Source organism: Flavobacterium cerinum (assembly GCF_004028155.1).
Lineage (GTDB): Bacteria > Bacteroidota > Bacteroidia > Flavobacteriales > Flavobacteriaceae > Flavobacterium > Flavobacterium cerinum.
This window is the reverse complement of sequence record NZ_SBII01000013.1, coordinates 109,755-132,956: the sequence shown is the minus strand read 5'-3', so window position 1 is coordinate 132,956 and position 23,202 is coordinate 109,755. Positions and strand designations below refer to the sequence as shown.

At 37.3% G+C, this 23,202-nt stretch carries 16 protein-coding genes and 1 tRNA gene; 8 read left to right on the top strand and 9 right to left on the bottom strand.

Annotation, left to right across the window (positions count from 1 at the left end; all coding sequences use genetic code 11):
• Window positions 1–458 precede the first annotated feature (458 nt).
• The 6 genes from EPI11_RS16545 to EPI11_RS16520 all read right to left on the bottom strand — a co-directional run bounded on the left by EPI11_RS16545 (window position 459) and on the right by EPI11_RS16520 (window position 4,209).
• Window positions 459–788 (bottom strand): hypothetical protein, encoded by a 330-nt coding sequence (locus tag EPI11_RS16545; RefSeq protein ID WP_128391095.1) that lies wholly within the window; start codon window positions 786–788, stop codon window positions 459–461.
• 158 nt (window positions 789–946) lie between these two features.
• Complete coding sequence (locus tag EPI11_RS16540) at window positions 947–1,225, bottom strand: hypothetical protein (RefSeq protein ID WP_128391094.1); 279 nt, start codon at window positions 1,223–1,225, stop codon at window positions 947–949.
• A gap of 494 nt (window positions 1,226–1,719) precedes the next feature.
• A tRNA-His gene (locus EPI11_RS16535) sits at window positions 1,720–1,795 on the bottom strand.
• Window positions 1,796–1,869: 74 nt separating this feature from the next.
• Window positions 1,870–2,586, bottom strand: a complete 717-nt coding sequence (gene bshB1, locus EPI11_RS16530; RefSeq protein WP_128391093.1) for a bacillithiol biosynthesis deacetylase BshB1 — start codon at window positions 2,584–2,586, stop codon at window positions 1,870–1,872.
• An 86-nt stretch (window positions 2,587–2,672) separates the two neighbouring features.
• On the bottom strand, window positions 2,673–3,731 hold the full coding sequence (locus EPI11_RS16525; RefSeq protein ID WP_128391092.1) for an isochorismate synthase: 1,059 nt from the start codon (window positions 3,729–3,731) through the stop codon (window positions 2,673–2,675).
• A gap of 19 nt (window positions 3,732–3,750) precedes the next feature.
• Window positions 3,751–4,209 (bottom strand): PaaI family thioesterase, encoded by a 459-nt coding sequence (locus EPI11_RS16520; protein WP_128391091.1) that lies wholly within the window; start codon window positions 4,207–4,209, stop codon window positions 3,751–3,753.
• A gap of 204 nt (window positions 4,210–4,413) precedes the next feature.
• Between EPI11_RS16520 and EPI11_RS16515 the strand changes: the two genes are divergently transcribed.
• From EPI11_RS16515 to purL, 4 genes are all read left to right on the top strand, one after another.
• Window positions 4,414–5,943 (top strand): right-handed parallel beta-helix repeat-containing protein, encoded by a 1,530-nt coding sequence (locus tag EPI11_RS16515; RefSeq protein WP_128391090.1) that lies wholly within the window; start codon window positions 4,414–4,416, stop codon window positions 5,941–5,943.
• A gap of 73 nt (window positions 5,944–6,016) precedes the next feature.
• Window positions 6,017–6,661: a DUF1579 domain-containing protein gene (locus EPI11_RS16510; RefSeq protein WP_128391089.1), complete on the top strand. Its 645-nt coding sequence runs from the start codon at window positions 6,017–6,019 to the stop codon at window positions 6,659–6,661.
• A 134-nt stretch (window positions 6,662–6,795) separates the two neighbouring features.
• Window positions 6,796–10,182, top strand: coding sequence for a T9SS type A sorting domain-containing protein (locus EPI11_RS16505; protein ID WP_128391088.1), 3,387 nt, complete (start codon window positions 6,796–6,798; stop codon window positions 10,180–10,182).
• Between the two features lie 141 nt (window positions 10,183–10,323).
• Entirely contained in the window at window positions 10,324–13,983 is a 3,660-nt protein-coding gene (gene purL, locus EPI11_RS16500; RefSeq protein WP_128391087.1) for a phosphoribosylformylglycinamidine synthase, read from the top strand.
• Window positions 13,984–14,364: 381 nt separating this feature from the next.
• Here purL and EPI11_RS16495 read toward each other — a convergent pair whose 3' ends face one another.
• From EPI11_RS16495 to EPI11_RS16485, 3 genes are all read right to left on the bottom strand, one after another.
• On the bottom strand, window positions 14,365–15,324 hold the full coding sequence (locus EPI11_RS16495; protein ID WP_128391086.1) for a hypothetical protein: 960 nt from the start codon (window positions 15,322–15,324) through the stop codon (window positions 14,365–14,367).
• Between the two features lie 200 nt (window positions 15,325–15,524).
• The gene (locus EPI11_RS16490) at window positions 15,525–16,106 is read right to left on the bottom strand and encodes a dual specificity protein phosphatase family protein (protein WP_164879192.1); all 582 of its coding nucleotides are present in this window, start codon (window positions 16,104–16,106) and stop codon (window positions 15,525–15,527) included.
• Window positions 16,106–18,031 (bottom strand): LTA synthase family protein, encoded by a 1,926-nt coding sequence (locus EPI11_RS16485; protein WP_128391084.1) that lies wholly within the window; start codon window positions 18,029–18,031, stop codon window positions 16,106–16,108. Before EPI11_RS16485 ends, EPI11_RS16490 begins: the two co-directional genes overlap by 1 nt.
• A 137-nt stretch (window positions 18,032–18,168) precedes the next feature.
• On the opposite strand from EPI11_RS16485, the gene EPI11_RS16480 reads away from it, so the two are divergent.
• From EPI11_RS16480 to EPI11_RS16465, 4 genes are all read left to right on the top strand, one after another.
• A complete protein-coding gene (locus EPI11_RS16480) occupies window positions 18,169–19,950 on the top strand; it encodes an AMP-dependent synthetase/ligase (protein WP_128391083.1) in 1,782 nt (593 codons plus the stop codon).
• Window positions 19,951–20,017: 67 nt separating this feature from the next.
• Entirely contained in the window at window positions 20,018–20,569 is a 552-nt protein-coding gene (locus tag EPI11_RS16475; RefSeq protein WP_128391082.1) for an RNA 2'-phosphotransferase, read from the top strand.
• A gap of 54 nt (window positions 20,570–20,623) precedes the next feature.
• On the top strand, window positions 20,624–21,772 hold the full coding sequence (locus EPI11_RS16470; protein ID WP_128391081.1) for a DUF3095 domain-containing protein: 1,149 nt from the start codon (window positions 20,624–20,626) through the stop codon (window positions 21,770–21,772).
• A gap of 286 nt (window positions 21,773–22,058) precedes the next feature.
• On the top strand, window positions 22,059–23,027 hold the full coding sequence (locus tag EPI11_RS16465) for a hypothetical protein (protein ID WP_128391080.1): 969 nt from the start codon (window positions 22,059–22,061) through the stop codon (window positions 23,025–23,027).
• The last annotated feature ends 175 nt before the right edge of the window (window positions 23,028–23,202 follow it).

Below are 23,202 nucleotides of genomic sequence, written 5' to 3'. Positions count from 1 at the left end.
ACAACTCTTTCCACTTCTACAAGCTTTTAAATACCTTTTTTTAATACTTCCTTAACTTTAATTTCTAACTCACTGAATTCCTGTTTTTTGTGAGTGAAAGTTTTTTGCCTTTTGACGGGTAGCTTTGCGAAGGAAGTACGGGTTATCCGCTTTGTGCGGGTTTTGCTTTTGCGGGATATCCCCTGGATAGGGCTGAATTTTGCTGGTTTGTCGCTTTTGCTTCGTTTTTACTCCTATATATAAGGAGAGTCTTTCGCGTTGTTTACCAATTTGGACTGGTTTTTACTCACAGCCCCGATGGAAGCGGCATACCCTGCCCCTTTCGGCAGGGAGAAAGCGAACAGCGGGAAAGAACTTTACCAATAAAACCCGGAGATCACTGCTAATATATAATAGGTACTAATAAAAAAGCCCGAAGGGATGCTTCGGACTATTATTATATTGTGTGCCATATAAAACTAAACCTTATTAAAGTCTTCTACGCATTTTTTAGCATAGACCTTTGTAACATTGAAGACCATCTTTTTAGACTCGGTATCTTTTTCGAGCTTATACTCTTTAATAAAGGTCATGGCCGTGATTTCGAATTCGGTTTGCAGATCATTTATAAAAGCCTCTAGTTTTGACCCAGCAACAGAAACGTACATCTCATTATTAAACCTGCCCAAAAAATCTTTGTGAACAGCATCGCATACTTCTGTTAGCGCGTACTCTAGTTCGTTGTAATCAAAAGCCATATTGTAATAGTAAAATTTAACCGTGTTTTGCCTGATTTTAAATCGAAACAAATTAAACCATTAAATACCGCTAGTGAGTTATGATATTAAACGCATATTTAATGATATTTTCCGTCATTTCGAAGACAAAAAAGGCTCTGAAATATCCAGAACCTTTGTAATTAAGCTTTTACATTATAATTAAAATTATGTCTTTCTTAAACCCTGTTTTATCTCAACTTACTATAATCATCTATACATCTTTTCGCAAAGGTTCTTGCTATGGTTTTTATTCTACGAAACGCTTCATCATCGCGCACTAACACATTCTGCTCAATAAAACCTGTTTCAACATTATCGAAATGCCATTGTATTACTTCGAGAAAAGAATTTAGCTTTCCCGGACCTTGCGACCTGTAATCAGAATCATACCGAATTGATAATTCTTTTACCGCATCATCACAAGCACAATTGAACCTGTCTTCTAAGTCTTCATAATTTATAGCCATAAGATATTGATTATATAACCCTAAAGTAAATCTTTTATAAACATCAATTACATATAGTACATAAATGTGCTTAAAGTGTTACAATAAAAAAACTGCAATCTATATTAAATATAGATTGCAGCCTGCCCCCACAGCATAATTTCTACTCTCAAGAAATATGAGTTTAATATACTAGCTAAAGATTTGCTAATGTTATAGAATTATGCAAGAAAAGTTATAAAATTGTACAGTTTTAAAAAATTAAGTCTTTACATGCTTAATAAAACTAACAATCGTTTTTGAGTAATTTAGAAGTAAATTTAGCTAAAAGCAATATAGAATTCTTAGTCTTTATTACTGCTTAGCTGATTAACGAATAGTATAGCGCCAACGTTTAGAAAATCTCCATTATAATTCTTGAGATTGAATTAGAATATCTTTTCTTTATTTTCAAATCGTATACATTTTCGTACACAATAAAAAAAGCCTCTCATTACTGAGAGGCTTTGAAATCAGGGTGAATGAGGGGTCTCGAACCCCCGACCTTTGGAACCACAATCCAACGCTCTAACCAACTGAGCTACAATCACCATTTGTTTTGCGAGTGCAAATGTAAGACATCTTCTCACTTCTACAAAGAAAAACTACACTTTTTTTCAAAAAAATTACAGTAAATCTGCTAAACTGTTCACTGCCAAATATCTTTCAGTTGTAAATCCTTCGGCATATTCTGTGTTAATTAACCGCCCAAGATCAGCTGCACGGTAAAAAATACTTTCTTTAAAGTTTTTTGTGGCTATAGGTGTAATTGGTTCGTTACTGTTCGGGTCGTAAAACTGCGACTTATATGCCATAACTGATTCTACCTTTTTATCAATAAACCCTGTAACATCTACCACAAAATCGGGAGTTAGGTTTTTCCATTGTATGTAATGGTATACCTGGTTTGGCCTCCAGGCCTGCTGTACTTCTCCATCCAATTGTGTCTCTATTTTTACAAGCCCTGAAAGGAAACAGGCATCAGAGACCAGCTTACTTCCTTTACCATGATCGATATGTCGATCGTCTACAGCATTACATATTACTACATCAGGACGGTACTTGCGCAGCATTTTTATTACTTCAAGCTGATGCGCTTCATCGTTAACAAAAAAGCCATCTCGAAAACGCAGATTCTCCCTAATATCTACACCTAATATTTTAGCTGCATCGGCAGCTTCCTGATCTCTTATCTCTGCTGTACCCCTTGTGCCAAGTTCGCCTCGGGTAAGGTCTACAATGCCCACTTTATTACCAAGTGAGATCTCTTTTGCTATGGTAGCGCCACAACTTAGTTCTATATCATCGGGGTGTGCCCCAAAAGCAAGTATATCTAATTTCATTTATTTAAGGTCTATAGTGTATGTAAATTTAGTCATCATTATCCTAAATTACATAAATTTATAATTTTAATAAGAATGTACAGGAACTAAAGTACGCGGCGCATTGTCATACTTTTATTTACCGTTTCCAGAAACTCTTTTTCGGGGTCACTGTCTTTCGTTATACCGCATCCTATATAAAGCTGTGCCTTGTCTCCTTGTACTTTCATACAGCGCAGGTTTACAAACAGATCGGTTTTAGCCTGCCCTGTCGCAAAATCGCGATTGAGTTCTCCTATAAAACCGGAGTAATATTCGCGGTTATAACCTTCATTCTTTATAAGGAACGTTTTCGCTTCCTGTTTAGGCAGTCCGCAGACTGCAGGTGTGGGATGTAATTTTTGAAGAACATCTTTAAGGATACCTGTAGAAATTAACTCTGCCGAAATATCTGTTTTAATATGCACAATGTTACCCGCTCTAAAGGTATAAGGAGCAGTCGTATGAATATCATCTGCATATTCCTTTAGTGATGCTACAATATAATCGGTTACAAATAACTGTTCTTCTTTTTCTTTGTTCTCCCAAACTGCATGTTCTCCTTCTTTGTAGACCTGAGTTCCCGCAAGTGCTACCGTATGGAGAGTGTTATTTTCTACTTTAAGCAATTGCTCTGGCGTAGCCCCCATCCATAATCCGCTTTCGGGATGATAGAAACAATACTTATAAGCCATCGGGTAAGCATACAGTAGCTTTTGAAATATTGTTGTTACATCTGTATTGCTTAATTGGGCAGTTTCTGTTCGCGATGCAACCAATTTATCAAAATCACCCTGCCGGATTGCTGCTACGCAATTGGTTACCAGATTTTCAAAATCTGTTTTTTCATTCTCATCAACAGGTACCGTTTTAAGCTCTGAAGGAACATATCCATCTGCCTCGAACTGTACTGAAAGGATGTCTGCTTTATCTTCCGGAATAAAACAAAACGAATCTCCGTTAAAAGGTGCAAATACAAATCCCGGCTGCGAAAAATCGGTAAGGAAATATGCTTCGCTACTGTTTTGAAAAATACCGGTTACCATATCGCTCCCCGGTTTACTAAATACCGCAAAAGGATATTTAGATTGTAGCTGCGAATGTATTTTTAAGAATAAATCGGTCATTATAGACTTTGCTGTTTTTTTATTGTGAAGCCCCAACAGTTGACTGTTCGCTGCTTTTTTTTCTTGGCAGTACCATATTGGTTATTTTACATAGCGAGATCAACCTGCCCTGCTCGTCGGTTACTTTAATTTCCCAAAGATGAAGACTCCTGCCCTGGTGTATTATTCTTGCTGTACCTGTTACTACTCCGTCACGTTTGCTGCGAAGGTGGTTTGCTGAAATTTCGATCCCTCTCACTTCCTGCACTTCAGGATTGATAAGCATTAGTGATGCTGCGCTGCCCACACTCTCTGCCAATGCTACAGTAGCACCGCCATGTAATAATCCCATAGGTTGATGTACACGTGAGTTTACAGGCATTTTTGCTTCAAGAAAGGTTTCACCGGCATCGGTAAATTCCATTTCAAGGGTTTCCATTAATGTATTTTTAGAAAAACGTTTGCACATATCCAGTACTTTTTCTCTATCGAATGCCATATGTATGTTTTTAGAAACGTAAAAGTACAAAAGATGTGTGACGTATGGAAGTCCGATGTTTTTAGTTTCAGTAACCTTAAGCATGACTCATCATTGCTTCAACAGTGTAATAAGCAGACTAAAAACTAAATTACTGCGTTAACAATAAGATTGCTTTTATAAATCTCAAATTAATAGCTACTTTTACGAAAAATTGTTATCGCTATGCGCCACTATTTACTTTTCCTTTTTATTGGTTTGACCTTATGCTTAACCTCTTGCCGTGAAGACTTTCAGTTTGAACCCAGCAATGGAGGTCTTGTATTTTCAAGAGATACCGTTTACTTAGATACTGTATTTACAAATATTGGCTCGAGTACATATACCTTAAAAGTATATAACCGCAGTAACAAAGATATTAAGATCCCGGCTATTCAGCTCGGCCAAAAAGAAAACTCTAAATACCGCCTTATGGTAGATGGTGTTCCCGGTAAAGTTTTTAATAACGTGGAATTACTGGCCAAAGACAGCATGTTCGTTTTTATTGAAACAACAATAGATTATAACGAATATGCAAATAGTAAAACAGATTTTTTATATACCGATAATATAGAGTTTACAAGTACAAGTGGAGTTCAGAAGGTAGAACTGGTAACTTTAGTACAAGACGCCATATTTCTTTTCCCGAGGCGTGATGAAGAAGGTAATTATGAATCGGTACCTCTTAGCGAAACAGATAATACCAAAATTTATGGCTTTAACCTGAGCCACGATGAACACGGTGATGAATTTATCTGGACCAAAACCAAACCTTATGTTGTGTATGGAATGGCAACTGTGCCAACCGGTGAAACACTTACTGTAGAACCCGGAGCAAGAGTGCATTTTCATGCTGATTCGGGACTTATGGTGCGACCGGGAGCATCTTTAAAAATAGGAAATGAAACCGATGCGCCAACAGAAGCCAATCAAGTGATTTTTGAAGGCGACAGGCTTGAACCAGAGTTTTCGGAAACACCGGGACAATGGAGTACAATTTGGTTGCGCCCAGGAAGTAAAGCCCATAATTTAAATAACCTTACAATTAAAAATGCTGTTGTAGGTATATTAAGTGAAGGTAATGACGGCACAAACAAGACTCTTAAATTAAGAAACGTACAAGTATATAATTCGGCTAACGTAGGTTTGCTTGCAAGATTTTCTAATATTTATGGCGAAAATGTAGTGATAGGTAATGCCGGACAAGCTTCATTAGCGTGTACACTTGGCGGAAAATATGAATTCAGGCATTGTACTATTGCAAACTATTCTAACAGCTACAATCAGGTAGGGCTTCTTATAGCAGATAGCCCTGATGCAGCTACTACAACTGAATTTGACAACTGTATCATTTATGGATCGGGAAGTTATGGTTTCTTATTCGATAGAAAGTCTACCCAGCCTTTAAACTATACATTCAACAACTGCATCATAAAGTTCAGCGACTTTAGCAATCAGTTTAAAACGAATCCTCTTTATCAATTTGATACCGATACTGAACATTATAACAGCTGTTATATTGCTAAAAACTCAACACAGTTTGCACCTCAGTTTCAGGATCCGAAGAAGAACAAATTGAACATCGGGCCAAAATCTGAAGCTATCGGGAAAGCAAATCTTTCCTATTTGGTTCCGTTTGATATCCTTGGTAATTCCAGAACAACTAAGCCTGACCTGGGCGCTTATGTAAACCAGGAGTTCCCTGAAGAAGATTAACACTTCCTTAATTTGTTTTTTGATCTCTAATTTTTCATAATTTTACAGTAACAAACTTTAAAATCAACTAATTATGAAAAAAATATATGTAGCCCTGTCAGTACTGGCATTGTGCTTTGCATCATGCAAAAAAGAAGTTAAAGTAGAAGTCGATCCGGGAACGGTGGCTGATACTGTAACGGTAGTAAAAGAAGAAGCTCCCGAACCGGAAATGGACTCTATTGCCCAGCAAAAAGCATGGATGGCTTATGGTACTCCGGGTGAAGCCCATAAAATGATGGCTGAAGAAACAGGATCATGGACGAATGAAATGACCTTTTGGCACGGACCCGATGCTAAACCGATGAAAGCCACTTCTACAGCCGAGATCAAAATGATATTAGGAGGACACTATCAGGAAATGAACTACAAAGGCGATATGATGGGAATGCCTTTTGAAGGCAGAAGTATACTTGCTTTTGATAATACTACCAAAGAATACACTTCTACATGGATTGATAACATGGGTACAGGAATGCTGGTAATGAAAGGTACTTATGACCCTGCCACAAAAGCTGTAAACCTAAAGGGTGAAATGGTAGACCCTATACGTGGTAAAGCAGTTCCCTGCCGTGAAGTATATACTATTGTAGATGCCAAGACCCGAAAAATGGAAATGTTTGACACCAAAAATGGCAACGAATATAAGAGTATGGAAATTGTAATGAAGAAAAAATAAGCCAACTCACAAATAATAATTTTAATCCGACTAATGTGTCGGATTTTTTTTACACATTATCGAATATACCATATAAGAATAACTTTTTTTCAGATTTTAAGATAACTTTATTAAAAACTTAAAATCAATAATCTATGAAAAAAATCTATGTTTTTTTATTATCGCTGATTATGTATTCTGCATTTGCGCAGGAAGGGAGTTTGGATGTGTCCTATAATCCACCTGCATGGGGAGGCTTGTTAGCTGTGGACAGTAGTAATAATCTTTATAGTCACACAGGCTATGGATCTTTACAAAAAATCACTCCAGCGGGTACAGTAACTACTATAGGCCCTTCACTAAACAATGTAGTTCAGATATTTAGTCAGAGTAATAATGATATCTTAATTGCAACTATTGATAATCAATATGCTGCTAACCCAACAATCATCCGGATATCTTCAACAACTGGAGCAGTAGATCCAAACTTTACAACTTCTATTCCCGATGGTTTATGGATTAAAGCTATGGCACAGCTTCCAGACGGAAGAATTTTAATCGGCGGTGAAAGATGGGCCGGAAATAATGGTAATTTAAGCCGTTTATATTGCCTTAATAAAATTACTGGAGCTATTGATACTTCTTTTAATTTTGGGCAAAACGGAATAACTACCTCAGGTCAGGTTTTTGACATCGAAGTTGATAGTAGTGGTAATATTTTTGTTGCAGGTAATTTTCTTTCATATAATTCAATTTTAAGAAACGATATTATTAAATTGGACTCTAATGGCAATTTAAGTAGCTTTAATTTCGCAGGTTTAAACACGCCCCCTAGTAATACAATAAAAACAATTGCATTGCAAAGTGACGGCAAAATACTTATAGGGGGAGGATTTGTTCATAGTCCAAGTGGCAAAAAGAATTTGCTACGAATAAACGCTGATGGTACATTAGACACTGGGTTTAGCCACAGCATCGACGAGCCTTTTTATGATATTGAAAAAATACTTTTGCAGGCTACTGGAAAAATAGTCATAATAGGAGGATTTCAATCTATCAGTTCAGTTGCACGGGCAAACGTTGCCCGATTAAACACAAATGGTTCCTTAGATCTATGTTTTGTTCCCGGAGTGGGAGGTTCTTCTTACCCAGCCGGGGATGGTATATTGGATTTAAATCAGGATATTTTTGTTGTAGGTCCTTTTGACGCTTATGATGGTTACGCCCGAAATAATTTAGCAAAACTAAAAGGAAAATCAGTTAACAATCTTATTGCTAATAACGACACGTTCAATGTTATACAAAATGGCTCTCCAAACTCAATTAATGTATTGAACAATGATTACTTGAACGGTGTAAAACCAACAGTTTCAGATGTAAATATAACAACTTCAACACCTAATCCTATTGCGACCGGTATAAATTTTAGCACAGCTACAGGAACAATAACTGTAAGCGCAAATGCTCTTCCCGGAACATATACATTCTCATATACATTGTGCCCTAAAACAGGTTGTGGTGACTGTAAAACAGCTAAAGTTACAATTAAAGTAAATTGGCCTACTATAAATGCAATAGACGATACAGTAATAGCCAAAAATTGTAATGAAATCACTCATAACGTATTGGCAAATGATACTCAGGCTGGAATTCCTGTTGATCAAATTTTCAACAACGTTAAAGTAACTTTATCAGGTACATCTCCGTTTTCTTTTAATACTAACACAGGTATCGTTACAATTCCGGCCGGGACTCCTGCAGGAACATATACTTTTAACTATACTATTTGCACTCCAAGTACATTAAATTGTGATACTGCTACATTTAAAATTACACTTCAGGATCTTATTGCAAATAATGATTCAGGTACAGTTCTGGTAAATACTAACTCTACCGCTGTGAGCAATATACTTTTAAACGATAGTTATTTTGGCTCTGCAGCAACCCTATCCAATGTAAATATTACAGTAATAAATACATCGCATCCTAACATAACTTTAAATGGAACAGCTATAAATGTTTCATCTGCAGTACCTATAGGAATTTACACATTAACTTATAAAATATGTAGTTCTGATGCTTCGTGTAACTCTTGTGTAACAGCTGTAGTAACTATAACCGTAACAACGCCTCCAAGCCAGCCTGGAGTGAGAGCTGATCATAATGTATATCATATCAAGACTCAAAGTAGTAGTAAGATTATAATTGCGGGGATTTTTAAACATTATAATTATATTCCTGTAAATGGAATTGCAAGGTTAAATAATGACCTCACTTTAGATCAATCATTTAACCCGTCTGGAGCCTATCTCAGTGGTACTGCTGTTTCGCTTCAAGCAATAGCAATTCAACCCAATGACAGAATAATAGTAGCTGGAGAATTTGATGTTTTTAGCGGAGTACCTGCAAAACATATTACCAGATTATTGGAAAACGGAAATCCAGACCTTTCTTTTTCCAGTGGATCTGGGGTATCATGGATTAATCCAAATGCAGCCATAACAGCGGTAGCCATTCAAAATGATGGAAGAATAATAATTGGTGGAAGATTTAATAAATATGATGGCGTTACAAGAAACGGTATAGCAAGATTATATCCTAACGGGGCATTAGATCCTAGTTTTGATCCTGGTAGTGGTTTTATAGGCCAGGGTCCAAATTCAATAGTAATACAGCCGGATGGAAAAATCCTTACAGGAGGAGTATTTACTGGTTATAAAGGGCAACCGATGAATAAAATAGGGCGATTAGATGCATCAGGCAATATTGACCCGTCTTTCAATTCTTCAAACTCAATATCTGTAGTTAGTGAAGATGATGTTAACCTATTTTTACAAAAAGATGGCCGAATTTTTTTATATGGCCTGTTTAGTAATTTTAATAATTCCGGTAAAAACAATATTGTTCGATTATCATCCGGAGGTAATATTGACCCTTCTTTTACAGGAACAGGATCTCCCGTTGGCACAAGAATATGGGCAGTTGATGTTGATCCAATAACAGGTCAGGTGTATATTGGTGGCGAATTTTCATACTTCAACAATAATAGTAGCTCACATTACTTTACAAGAACATCTAGTACAGGAATTGTAGATAACAGTTTTGTTGGCGGTTATGGCCCTGGTACTGATGTATATGCATTAAAAAGACAAGATGATGGAAAAGTGATCATCGGAGGAGCATTTGACACCTATAATTTAGCTCAAGCAAATCGTATAACAAGAATTATTCCAACCCAAACAAACATGCAGGGAATGATTAACCCTGAACAGGGAAATTCATTACAGGAAATTCATAATAAACGTGGTATTTCAATTTACCCTAACCCGTCTGAGGGTATTTTTAATATCGACTTTAGAGGATATGATGAAAATAAATTTGATATCACTATTTATAATGCTTTGGGGCAATTGATCCATAAAGCTTCGGTTACACCACAAAATACAAATCAGATCGATCTGACAGCATTTGAAGCAGGCAGTTATTTTATTACGCTGCAAAATGCCAATGAAACTATTAATAAGATAATTGTGAAAAAATAATTATCGTTTTAAGTAAAATTAAATCCGGCCTTAGTGCCGGATTTTTTAGTATCTGTTTCACCATTTTAAGTATCAGATAAAGTTTGCCTGTTTTACTTTTTTACATTAATTTTGCACACTCATAACATAACTACATTAGTAATGATTCATTTCTTCGGAAACCAGACTAGTACGGTATTTGCAGTACAATCGCAAAACGAACTTTCAGCAGAAGACATTTCAAAGTTAAACTGGCTTTTTGGAAACGCGCATAAAATAGAAAAATCCGTACTAACGGATTTTTTTGTTGGACCACGCGCCACCATGATTACACCATGGAGCACCAATGCCGTAGAGATTACTCAGAACATGGGTATCACTGGTATTGTAAGGATCGAGGAGTTTGAAAAGACCGACGAGGCATCAGCTCAATTTGACCCAATGCTTTCTCAAAAGTACGATGGCCTTAACCAGGACATCTATACCATAAACATACAGCCGGAACCTATCCTGGAAATAAGCGACATTGCTGCTTATAACGCTCAGGAAGGATTGGCTCTTAATCCTGAAGAAGTAGAGTACCTAAACAATCTTTCTGAGAAACTGGGCAGAAAACTGACCGACTCTGAAGTATTTGGATTCTCTCAAGTAAACTCAGAACACTGCCGCCACAAGATATTTAACGGCACGTTTGTTATTGATGGCGAAGAGAAACCTTCTTCCCTATTTAAACTGATCAAAAAAACAGCTGCCGAAAATCCTAATGATATTGTTTCGGCATATAAAGATAATGTGGCTTTTGTAAAAGGCCCACGTGTACAGCAGTTTGCTCCTAAAACAGCAGACAAACCTGATTTTTATGAGCTAAAAGAATTTGATTCTGTTATCTCTATAAAAGCAGAAACACACAACTTCCCTACTACTGTAGAACCTTTTAACGGCGCTGCTACAGGCTCTGGTGGTGAAATTCGTGACAGGCTTGCCGGCGGACAGGGATCCTTACCGCTTGCAGGTACGGCTGTGTATATGACATCGTATTCAAGACTGGAAGAAAACCGCCCTTGGGAAGATGGAATGGACGAAAGGAAATGGTTATACCAAACTCCGATGGACATTCTTATAAAAGCTTCTAACGGTGCATCTGACTTTGGGAACAAATTCGGACAGCCGCTTATAACTGGATCTGTACTTACTTTTGAACACGAAGAAGATGCCCGCAAACTGGGCTTTGACAAAGTGATCATGCTTGCAGGAGGTATCGGTTATGGTAAAGAAGAGCAGTCTAAAAAACAAAAACCGCAAACCGGAGATAAGATCGTAATACTTGGTGGTGAGAATTACCGTATTGGTATGGGTGGTGCTGCCGTTTCATCTGCAGATACCGGTGCTTTCAACTCGGGTATTGAGCTTAATGCAATACAGCGTTCTAACCCTGAAATGCAAAAGCGTGCTGCTAATGCTATCCGTGGATTAGTAGAAAGCGACAACAACCCTATCGTTTCTATTCACGATCACGGTGCAGGCGGACACTTAAACTGCCTTTCTGAACTTGTTGAAGAAACTGGTGGTAAAATTGATCTTGATAAACTACCGGTGGGTGACCCTACCCTTTCGGCCAAAGAAATAATTGGTAACGAATCTCAGGAACGTATGGGTCTTGTGATCGGCCAAAAAGATATTGACACCCTAAAACGTATTGCTGATCGTGAGCGTTCACCAATGTATGAAGTGGGTGATGTTACAGGAAACCACAGATTTACTTTTGAGTCGGCTACCACAGGTGCTAAACCAATGGATTTTGCTCTTGAAGATATGTTTGGCAGTTCGCCAAAAACGATCATGGCAGATAAGACTATAGCAGCTAACTATGCCAATCCAGAGTATTCTCAGGAAAAAGTACACGATTACCTTAACCAGGTACTTCAGTTAGAAGCCGTAGCCTGTAAAGACTGGCTTACAAACAAAGTAGACCGCTGTGTAGGTGGTAAAGTTGCAAAACAACAAACTGCAGGACCAATACAACTTCCGTTAAACAACGTAGGTGTTATGGCACTTGACTATGCAGGTAAAGAAGGTGTTGCTACAACTATAGGACACTCTCCCGTTGCAGCACTTATCGATCCTGTTGCGGGTAGCCGTACAGCTATCGGTGAAGCATTAAGCAACATTATCTGGGCACCAATGAAAGATGGTATCAAAGGTGTGTCGCTTTCGGCAAACTGGATGTGGGCTTGTAAAAATGAAGGCGAAGATGCAAGATTATACGAAGCTGTACAAGGCTGTTCTGATTTTGCGATAGAGCTTGGAATCAATATCCCAACGGGTAAAGATTCACTTTCAATGAAACAAAAATACCCTAACGGCGATGTTATCGCTCCGGGTACTGTAATTATATCGGCTGCTGGTAACTGTACCGACATCAGAAAAGTAGTTGAACCTGTATTAAAAAGAAATGGGGGTAACATTTACCACATCAACCTTTCAGGTGATACTTTTAAACTGGGTGGATCTTCTTTTGCTCAGGTATTGAATAAAGTGGGTAACGAAGTGCCAACAATTAAAGATGGTGCTGCATTTAAAAACACCTTCAATGTAATCCAGGACTTAATTAAAGCAGATAAAATTGCTGCTGGTCACGATATAGGAAGCGGTGGTTTAATAACTACACTTCTTGAAATGAGCTTTGCCGAAGTTAACCTTGGTGCTGCTTACGATCTTACTGCTCTTAACGAAGCAGATACTATCAAAGCATTATTTGCTGAGAACATTGCTATCGTTATTCAGGCAGATGCATCTATCGAAGCAGACCTTACTAAAAACAATGTAGCCTTTACACTTATAGGTGGTCCTAAAGAAGGAAACACAGTTACTGTGAAAAACGGTGCTGCTAATCTTTCTTTTGATGTTATAGAAACAAGAGACACATGGTTTAAAACATCTTACCTGTTAGACCAAAAACAATCTGGTAAAGTAAAAGCGGCAGAGCGTTTTAACAACTATAAAAACCAACCGTTACAATATACTTTCCCATCTCATTTTGATGGTAAGAAAGTAGTTATCGATCCGTCTAAGCCAAGACCAAAAGCTGCTATTATCCGTGAGAAAGGCAGTAACTCTGAGCGTGAAATGGCAAACGCCATGTACCTTGCCGGTTTTGATGTAAAAGACGTTCACATGACCGACCTTATCTCTGGCCGTGAAACGCTGGAAGATATCCAATTTATTGGAGCTGTAGGTGGATTCTCTAACTCAGACGTTCTTGGTTCGGCTAAAGGATGGGCTGGTGCTTTCCTTTATAACGAAAAAGCTAAGACTGCATTAGAGAACTTCTTTAAAAGAGAAGATACATTATCTGTAGGTATCTGTAACGGATGCCAGTTATTCATTGAGTTAGGCCTTATAAACCCTGAACACGAAGAAAAACCAAGAATGCAACACAACCATAGTAAAAAACATGAAAGTGGCTTTACATCGGTTAAAGTACAGGAAAATGACTCAGTTATGCTATCTACATTAGCAGGCAGCACACTGGGTGTATGGATATCTCACGGTGAAGGACGTTTTGAACTTCCTTACAGTGAAGACAAATACAGTATCGTTGCTAAATACGGTTATGAAGGTTATCCTGCTAACCCTAACGGTTCCCATTTTGATGTTGCAATGATGAGCAGCAATGATGGCCGCCACTTAGTAATGATGCCGCACATTGAGCGTTCTATGTTCCAGTGGAACTGGGCTTACTACCCTGAAGGACGTAACGATGAAGTTTCGCCTTGGCATGAAGCGTTTGTTAACGCTCGTAAATGGGTTGAGAAACGATAAATTTGATGATTTGGTAATTTGATGATTTGAAAATTACCTCACTATAAAGCTGACGCCTCACAGAAATGTGGGGCGTTTTTTATAAACAGAAGTTATTATAACTCCGGCATTTTCTATATTTGCAATGGATATCGAATAACATCCTTCCACAATACCATGCTCTACAAATTTGCTCTCATCATAATTATTGTTTTCTTTCTTACCTTGCTATTAGGCATCAAACTAAGTAGAAAACAGTTGTGGGCAGCAAATAATAACTCGCGTAACAGTAAAATATTTACATTCAGGAGTATTATTATGATCGTGGCAATACTACTCTTTTTGTTCTTTTCCCTTGTAAGGTAAAGACTGAATTAAATAAGCCTGTTCTTGCTTCTAAAACTATAATTTTATTTTCCATAAAAAGTCCAGGCTTATTACGTGCTGGTAATTGAATTCCGTTTTAGGATATGTAGTAATAAAAGTTGGATTATAGATCACACCCACAAAAAAGGACCTGCTAAACTGATAATACGCGTTTGTAGCTATTCCAATGCCATGATTGATCTTGGTACGCGGTTCTTCATTACGCGTTAACCTATATTCATTATTTGTTAACCGCCATTGGTAAATTCCATAATTCAGTCCGTAACCTAAAGTAAAACGACTCAGCTTATAATTATCGGTTAACGTAAAATTATAGGCCGAAGCAAATTCTGTAGGGCCATCATAGCTGGCCGGAGCGGGTACAGGCGCTATAAAGTTAATTGAAGCTGCCGCTGTGAACTTTGCATATTTATTCTCTTTATAATAATATTCTGCCCCTAAAGAAGCGCCCAAAAAACCTCCCAATGTTTTAGCCCGTTCGTTATGCGGCTGCATATAAAAAAGGTTTGCATAAGGTACTGACAACACCAGATTGAATTGCCCTTTTGCTGTAGGATAACGCCTTTTAAAATATGCTTTTAATCCGCCCCTTTTCTTACCAATAGTACTGATAGTATCATGCTCATTAAGTAGTAGTTCTTTTCCGTAATAAAATCTTTTGGGATTGGTAAGATCAGTAAGATACCCTACCGGCATTAGGGATAAGAAGGTCATATTCCCCCAGCAAAACTGTGGACTGAGCCTTGGCTTCACTATTAATTCCCTACTTAAAGAATCGGTAATCAGGGTTACTTTTAAATCGGCTTTAGATCGTTTAACACTAACATCTGCAGGAAGCCTGTATACACTATCGTATACTTTAGCCCTAACGTTTGCAGTAGTAGAGGATATTTTTAGTTTATACTCTTTCCTGTTAAAAATGGTCGCACAGGAAGTTAAGCAAAACAAGATTGCTAATAAAAAAAGTCTTTTCAAAATCATAGCATTTTGATTGATACAAAGAGAATCTAAAAAGGGTAAATATATACATTTTTGCTTAACTTAATATTTTGTGAAACACTGTAAACAGGCATGTCAGATTATAAAAATGTTAAGCTTTTTTTAGTCTATTTTTTGTTTATTAAACAAAAAAACGTCCCGCTATTGGCGGGACGTTTCGTGTATAATAGAAAAGCTTACTTGTTTTTCTCAGCAGCTTTTTGTTCTCTTGTTTTATAGTTCAGCACAAACTGTCCTTTTTTCTTACTTGCAGCAAAAGGACTCAGTCCTACAAACCAACGGGCTTCTTCACGTGCCTGCTCGTTTGGTATTTTTTCATATTCCATTTTGTAGATCGCTCCAAACAACGGTGCCCTTCCCTCTCCGTGGTAGCAATGTACCAGTACAGGATAGTTATCAGGATTGTCCATAACCGCATAGAACTTGTCAAGCGTTGCCTGATCTGGTATTTGTTCAGAGCCTACATCAAAATACTTCGCTCCCGGAACGCTTTCTACTGCTGCTTTTTCGGCTACCAGTTCAGGGTTTACTTCAGGATTGTTTACAAGGTCTCCTGTCCCCGGCCTTCTAAGATCTACCACACTTTTAATCTTGTATTTCTTGATGTACTCCGGTAATTCATCCGGTGGTATAGTACCCGATTTGTATACTTTTCCTTCGCTTATTGGCTCAAAGTTGTGATCTATATTTACATCATAAACATATTTACCTATACCTATTAGCGCTACTACTCCTAATACAATTAGAATCTTTTTCATTATTTGCTGTATAATTTTTTATCTATAATCCTCTCAAAATAATCCTGCAGGAATGCTTTACAAGCAATCTCTACCTGCTCCATTTCCTTATTCTTCTTACTGATAAGGTTATGCTCAAGTCCTTTGTCGTTTATATCATAGAATCCTACGACATCCCTTCCGTCAAAAGCACAGATATAATTGCCCTGTTGGAACATGTATTGGTTACCATAATAACTGATTGCATACGGTTTTATTTTATCTCCGCCAACCAGGCTTCTACCCCAGCTCATAAATGGCTTGTCGTAACCTATCATGTCCAGTACCGTTGGATAAATATCTATCTGCTGGGAAAGTTCGTGATTAACACCTTTCATACTTCCATCTGGCTTAAAGATAAGCAATGGTGTGGCATGCCTGTTCACTACTTTTCGGTACTCGTCATAAGCGATCTGGTTACTGTGGTCTGACGTGATTATGAATATGGTATTTTTATACCAATCGGTTTTGCTGGCAGCTTCAAAGAACTTTTTAAAGGCATAATCTGTATATCCTACAACCTGATTCATAGGCACTTTCCCTTTAGGAAATTTACCTTTATACTTCTCAGGCACTACATAAGGTTCGTGTGAGGATACTGTAAATATCGTGCCAAAGAAAGGCTGTTTTTTTTCATCAAAAGTAGACTTCATGAACTGCATGAAAGGTTCGTCCCAGATACCCCATGATCCGTCGAAATCCGCATCATTGTTATATTCTGTCTTACCATAATAATGATCGAAACCAAGAATGTTCCCAAAACCAAGGAAGCCCATTGATCCGTTTGGCGCACCATGGTAGAATGAAGTATCATATCCCATTTCTTTTAAGGTAGAAACCAATGACTGGATCTTTTGTTTTGGATAAGGTGATGATGTAAAAGCATCTTTAAACGATGGTATACCTGCTAATACAGATGACATACCGTGAATTGATTTACTACCGTTAGCATAGCTGTTATCAAAAATAAGGCTGTGCTGCGCCAGTGAATCCAGGAATGGCGTATAACCTTCGTACCCAGGAATGTTTTTTCCTTTATTAAGACATCCCCAATATTCACGTCCCATACTTTCAGTAATGATAAGTACAATGTTTGGTGTAGTCTTAGGATGATTTGTATAATGCTTAATAGGTTGGAAATTATCGACAACCACTTGTTCGTCTACAAAATGAACCTTTTTAAAACTTGTTTTACCTATGGTCCTTATAATCGCAAAAGGAGTATTTAAAACTACGTCACCGTGCTGCACCTTAGTTACATGGCGGTTTGCGTCAATAATATTTATAGGTCGTGTACTGTATTTAAAATCGCCGCGTATACCTCCAACGATCATTAGACCGATAACCGCAAAAGCAGCGGCAGAAGTAAGAAAATATTTTACCAGATTATTAGGCTTCTCTGTTTCCTGAACCTTAACCCTTTTATAAAGGAATATCCAAAGAAAGGCAAGCACTATAAACAATGTAAATACATGCCAGTAGCTTAGCATAAAACGGAAGAACATGCTTCCTTTATTGTTCTCATTCTTAACTACATCTATAACCGCTATGGTTGTACGGCTGTAGATATATTTATAATATATAAAATCGATAAAATTTGTGGCATATGCTATAAGGTTGGTTATAAAATACAGCCACATAAGGAATTTTTGGTATCCTTTACGGGTATTTATAACTACCGGAATAACCGAGAAAAAGATAAAAAGAAGATTTACATATAAGATAGCCGTTGTATCGAATGCCAGACCGTGATAGTACAGGCTAAAAAACTCAGACACAGAAGTAACATCAAGCAGGCTGTAGTTATAAGTAAGAAAAAGGACTCTTACTATAAAATAAAACACATAAGCCAAAAGCAATCTGTAAGCCAGTGCTTTATATTCCTGAACGCGGAAAATAGTATTCATTAAGAGTGGGTATTTTTTAAAAAAGTAACAAAGGCGCTAAATTACTAAATTTAGGATTTTAATTTTCAATTATTTACAACTTTAAGTGTTCATATATATTTTTTTCATAATTTGCAGATATAAACGATATACCACCTATGACTACTATAAAACGCCTATTCGATTTTCCATACCACCAATTACAAAATCATAACCTGCCTGATGCGTTGGTTACTAAGTATGGAGATAAATGGATAAAGACCTCAACGCAGGAATATATTGATAAGGCAAATGCTTTTTCGCGTGGACTCCTTCGCCTTGGTGTTAAGAAGAATGACAGGATCGCTGTTATATCATCGAACAACCGAACCGAGTGGCATATATGTGATATTGGTATTTTACAGATAGGTGCACAAAACGTACCAGTATATCCTACTATTAGCGAAGAAGATTATGAATTTATACTAACACATTCAGAATCTACTTATTGTATTATCTCTGACGAAGAGCTGTACAAAAAGATTATGTCTGTAAAGGGTAATCTTCCTAACCTGAAAGAAATTTATTCGTTTAACCAGGTTTCAGGCTGTAAAAACTGGAGCGAGATAATAGAACTGGGTGCAGACACAAGCAACCAGGCCGAAGTAGACAGCATAAAAGACAGCATTACCGAAGACGAACTGGCAACGGTTATCTATACATCCGGTACAACCGGAAGACCAAAAGGTGTAATGCTTTCTCATAAAAATATTGTTTCGGATGTCCTGATGAGTGCCGAAAGGGTACCTTTTGAAGCCGGAAACAAAAAAGCATTAAGTTTCCTGCCGATATGCCATATCTATGAACGTATGATATTGTACCTGTACCAATACTATGGTGTATCTACTTATTTTGCGGAATCTATCGAAAAAGTAAGCGACAACATTAAAGAAACACAGCCTTTTGTAATTACTGCAGTACCAAGATTACTGGAAAAAGTATATGATAAGATTATTGCTAAGGGATCTGAACTTACAGGGATCAAGAAAAAATTGTTTTTCTGGGCTGTAGATGTGGGACTTGAATACGAGCCTTATGGTGCTAACGGAGGCTGGTATGAATTTAAATTATGGATTGCCCGTAAGCTTATCTTCTCTAAATGGAAAGCAGGACTGGGTGGCAATTTAGGTTTAATGGTATCGGGCAGTGCGGCTATACAGCCAAGGCTTGCAAGAGTATTTGCAGCTGCTGAAATTCCGGTTATGGAAGGTTACGGACTGACTGAAACCTCTCCCGTAATTGCTGTTAACGATCAGCGTAACGGAGGTTTTAAAATAGGTACTGTAGGAAAACCATTAAACGGCGTTGAAGTAAAAATTGGTGAAGACGGCGAGATACTTTGTAAAGGGCCTAACATAATGATGGGTTACCTTAATGATAAAGAAAAAACAGACGAGGTGCTTAAAGACGGGTATTTCCATACCGGCGATATTGGTATTATAGACAGTGACGGTTTCCTTAAAATTACCGACAGGAAAAAAGAGATCTTTAAAACATCAGGAGGTAAATATGTAGCACCTCAGCTTCTTGAAAATGCTATGAAACAATCGCGTTTTATAGAGCAGATCATGGTAATTGGCGATGGCGAAAAAATGCCGGCTGCCTTTATCCAGCCTGACTTTGATTTTGTAAAACAATGGGCTTCCCGTAAAGGCTTAACACTGGGATCGAACCAGGAAATTGCCGATAACAAAGAAGTACATGACAGGATACAGGAAGAAATTGACGGGCTTAACAAAAAGTTTGGACATTGGGAGCAAATTAAACAATTTGAAATTACGCCCGATGTTTGGAGTGTAGACGGTGGGGAAATGACCCCTACCCTAAAACTGAAACGTAAAGCTATCAAAGAAAAATATCAGGCTTTATATGTTAAGATCTATAAAGACTCTGACAAATAAAATGAAACTCCCCGCTACAACGGGGAGTTTTTTATAAATTTATATTCGATAAAATAGAATAGGAATAATGCTCAACGAAAAAGAAACTACCCGGGTAAGTAAATTTTTAAGCCTTGTATTGCGCCATCAACCCGAAACCATTGGTATAAAATTAGACGAGAATGGCTGGACTCCTGTTACTGACCTTATTGAAAAATTAGGCGAGGCAGGTACACCCATAGACTTTAACACACTAAAAGATGTGGTGGCTACCAATACTAAAAAACGATTTGCCTTTAATGATACTTTCGATAAAATTAGAGCCAGCCAAGGACACTCCATAACTATAGAACTGGGTTATGAGCCACAAGTTCCTCCTGAAGTCCTCTATCATGGAACTGCTGCTAAGCATATAGATTCGATCTTATCTACGGGATTAAATAAAGGCAATCGCCATCAGGTTCACCTCAGCGCCGATACCACAACAGCGATCAATGTAGGAAAACGTCATGGAAAACCTGTAGTATTGGAAGTAGCTGCCGAAAAAATGCATAACGATGGCTTTGCTTTCTTTGTTTCTGAAAACAATGTATGGCTCACTGATAATGTGCCTATTGAATACATAACTATCAAATCGTAATAGGTTACTACATCTTAATTTGTTATTTTTAAAGCACTTAAATGCAAAGTAACAATGACAGCAAACAGTAATGATCAATTTTATACCGATCTGCCAATAGGCAGTATATCATTGAGTACGTTACTGTCTGAGGAAAATTTATTCCATCCAATCCCCTATGACTGGCATGTTATTATTACCGATATTAAAGATTCTACACAAGCAGTGCTTAATGGAAGGCATCAGGATGTAAACCTCATCGCTACAGGAAGTATCGTTACAGTACTTAATATTGCTTTTAAAATGAACATTACCGTTCCATTCTTTTTTGGTGGTGATGGCGCGACATTTATTGTTCCGGCTTCGCTCATCGATAAATTAATGCGCGCTCTTAAAGCGTATAAAACCAACACGTTTAATAATTTTAATTTAGACCTTCGAACCGGTACTATTCCCGTATCAAAAATTTATGGTGAAGGTCATGAAATTCGAATTGCTAAATTCAGTCGTTCCACCTCATTTTCTATCCCTGTTGTATTGGGCAGCGGACTCGATTATGCCGAAAAGGTAATTAAAGGCAATGATTATTTACTATCGGACACTGACAGTGAAGACCCAGACCTGAGCGGTATGCAATGCCGATGGGATAAAATTGCCCCTCCGGAAAATAAAGAAGAAATTGTTACGCTGCTTATCATAGCTTGCAAGACCGCACAGCAATCAGCTATTTTTAAAAAGATCCTTGAAAAAATGGATGAGCTGTATGGCCCTCCGGAAAAAAGGCAGCCTATATCTGTAGCACAGTTAAAACTCAAAACTACCTTTAGTCGCCTAAGTACCGAAATGTGTGTGCGATTAGGCAAGATAAAATGGTTTGAACTCATTAAAAACTGGTTTGGCTCTCTATATGGTTATATCTATTTTAGCACTCAAAATGGGAAAAATTACCTAAAAAGCCTGGTCGAAATGTCGGATACTCTGGTTATAGACGGCAGGATTAATACTGTTATTACCGGAACAGCCGCACAAAGAAAGATGCTCCAGGAATTATTGGATACAATGGAAGGCAACGGCGAAATAATTTACGGACTCCATATAAGTAACGCTTCGATCATGTCATGTTATGTTAGAAATCTTGAAGACGACCATATCCATTTTGTAGACGGCTCCGAAGGCGGTTATACAAAAGCTGCAAAAATGCTTAAAGCTAAACTTCGCCTCTAAATTCTTTTTTACAAAATTATCCACTAAAAATAAAAAATCACTGCAGGCATTTTGACAGTAAAAATTTGGCCAGCACATTCTTCGACATTAAAAATGAGCTAAAAGTGAGCAATTGAATCTTCCATCCCTGCAACTTTATAAATTTCAGCATTTTACCCAAAATCAATTTTCCACTCAAAAACACACTATTACAAACAAAAAGTGGATTATTGTTAACCTCAGTTTTTATGTTTGGGAATTAAAAAAATAAGCATATTTTCGCTACTGGACTTTATCAAATTTTATAATGAAAATAAGAATAGTATTACTTTTTGCAATTTTAACTTTACAAAGCTGTATGTCGGGTTCAAACGACACTCTTGTTAATGACAAGATTGATTCCAAGCTGCGCGAAACCATTAAATCTAAAAATGACAGTTTGATGGACGCTATGTCTAACAGCGATTTGAAGGCTTATAAAGCTTTGGCATCAGAAAAATTTGTGAAGCACATACAATCTAAAACCAGCAATTTTGTATGGCTTTACCGAAAAGGTTACCTTGATAACAAGTATGCTATTTTTGATGAATACTATACTATATCATCTAAGCCGCTTGTTCAGGTAAAAATAGAATCTGAAAAAAATGGATATAATTTTTCTTATGTTAATGAACAAAACGAAACCTACGTATCGCTATTAAAAGCGAGCTTATATCAAAATGACTATTTGCTTATTGTAACTTACAGCCTTACTGATACGGGTTGGAGAATTACTGATATTGAAGCTACAATGTTTGGGCATTATGGTAAAAATGCAAAAGAGTACTATGAAATGGCCAAAAAAAGTGAAAAAGACGGCTTTCAAATTGATGCTTTTCTTTATGCAGATATGGCAGTAATTTCAATGCAGGAATCGGAGTCCATGCTAAAATTTAATGAAGAGAAAGAGATGAAATCCTTTCATATTGGCTTGTTCAATAAAATTAATAAGAAGTACCAATTTCCTCATATCATTGAAGATATAGATACTAAACCGGAAATAGTAAAGATCCAGAATCATCTAACTAAAGAAGGTATGTATCCGCTGATATCGTATAAAACGACCATTCCGCTAAAGGATATAGAAAAACTAAAAAACGAGTATGAGCAGATAAAAACTAAAATCAGAACGATTTACACGGATATGGATTTTAACAGACCTGTTATACTATACAGTCTCTATAATGCAAACGCCCCCCAAGTGTTTCATGCATTTGAAGACAGAAAAGAAAAATAACCAATTAAACTCCCGCCACACGGGAGTTTTTTATTAGACAGGCTTTAAAATAAATTCTTATATTTACTATAATCAGCAAATTACACAACTCCAGTAAACGCAGGGCGTTTTAAATTAACAACAAAAATTCACAAATTTAATATGCATGCATACTATTTTATTTGTATATTTGAAA

Coding starts and splice junctions, on each gene's coding strand:
- EPI11_RS16525 (WP_128391092.1), bottom strand. CDS start 3,731: ATGACCGATTTATTCTTAAAAATACATTCGCAGCTACAATCTAAATAT.
- EPI11_RS16490 (WP_164879192.1), bottom strand. CDS start 16,106: ATGAAAAAGATTCTAATTGTATTAGGAGTAGTAGCGCTAATAGGTATA.
- EPI11_RS16470 (WP_128391081.1), top strand. CDS start 20,624: ATGACAGCAAACAGTAATGATCAATTTTATACCGATCTGCCAATAGGC.
- EPI11_RS16505 (WP_128391088.1), top strand. CDS start 6,796: ATGAAAAAAATCTATGTTTTTTTATTATCGCTGATTATGTATTCTGCA.
- EPI11_RS16510 (WP_128391089.1), top strand. CDS start 6,017: ATGAAAAAAATATATGTAGCCCTGTCAGTACTGGCATTGTGCTTTGCA.
- EPI11_RS16520 (WP_128391091.1), bottom strand. CDS start 4,209: ATGGCATTCGATAGAGAAAAAGTACTGGATATGTGCAAACGTTTTTCT.
- purL (WP_128391087.1), top strand. CDS start 10,324: ATGATTCATTTCTTCGGAAACCAGACTAGTACGGTATTTGCAGTACAA.
- EPI11_RS16485 (WP_128391084.1), bottom strand. CDS start 18,031: ATGAATACTATTTTCCGCGTTCAGGAATATAAAGCACTGGCTTACAGA.
- EPI11_RS16475 (WP_128391082.1), top strand. CDS start 20,018: ATGCTCAACGAAAAAGAAACTACCCGGGTAAGTAAATTTTTAAGCCTT.
- EPI11_RS16465 (WP_128391080.1), top strand. CDS start 22,059: ATGAAAATAAGAATAGTATTACTTTTTGCAATTTTAACTTTACAAAGC.
- bshB1 (WP_128391093.1), bottom strand. CDS start 2,586: ATGAAATTAGATATACTTGCTTTTGGGGCACACCCCGATGATATAGAA.
- EPI11_RS16515 (WP_128391090.1), top strand. CDS start 4,414: ATGCGCCACTATTTACTTTTCCTTTTTATTGGTTTGACCTTATGCTTA.
- EPI11_RS16540 (WP_128391094.1), bottom strand. CDS start 1,225: ATGGCTATAAATTATGAAGACTTAGAAGACAGGTTCAATTGTGCTTGT.
- EPI11_RS16480 (WP_128391083.1), top strand. CDS start 18,169: ATGACTACTATAAAACGCCTATTCGATTTTCCATACCACCAATTACAA.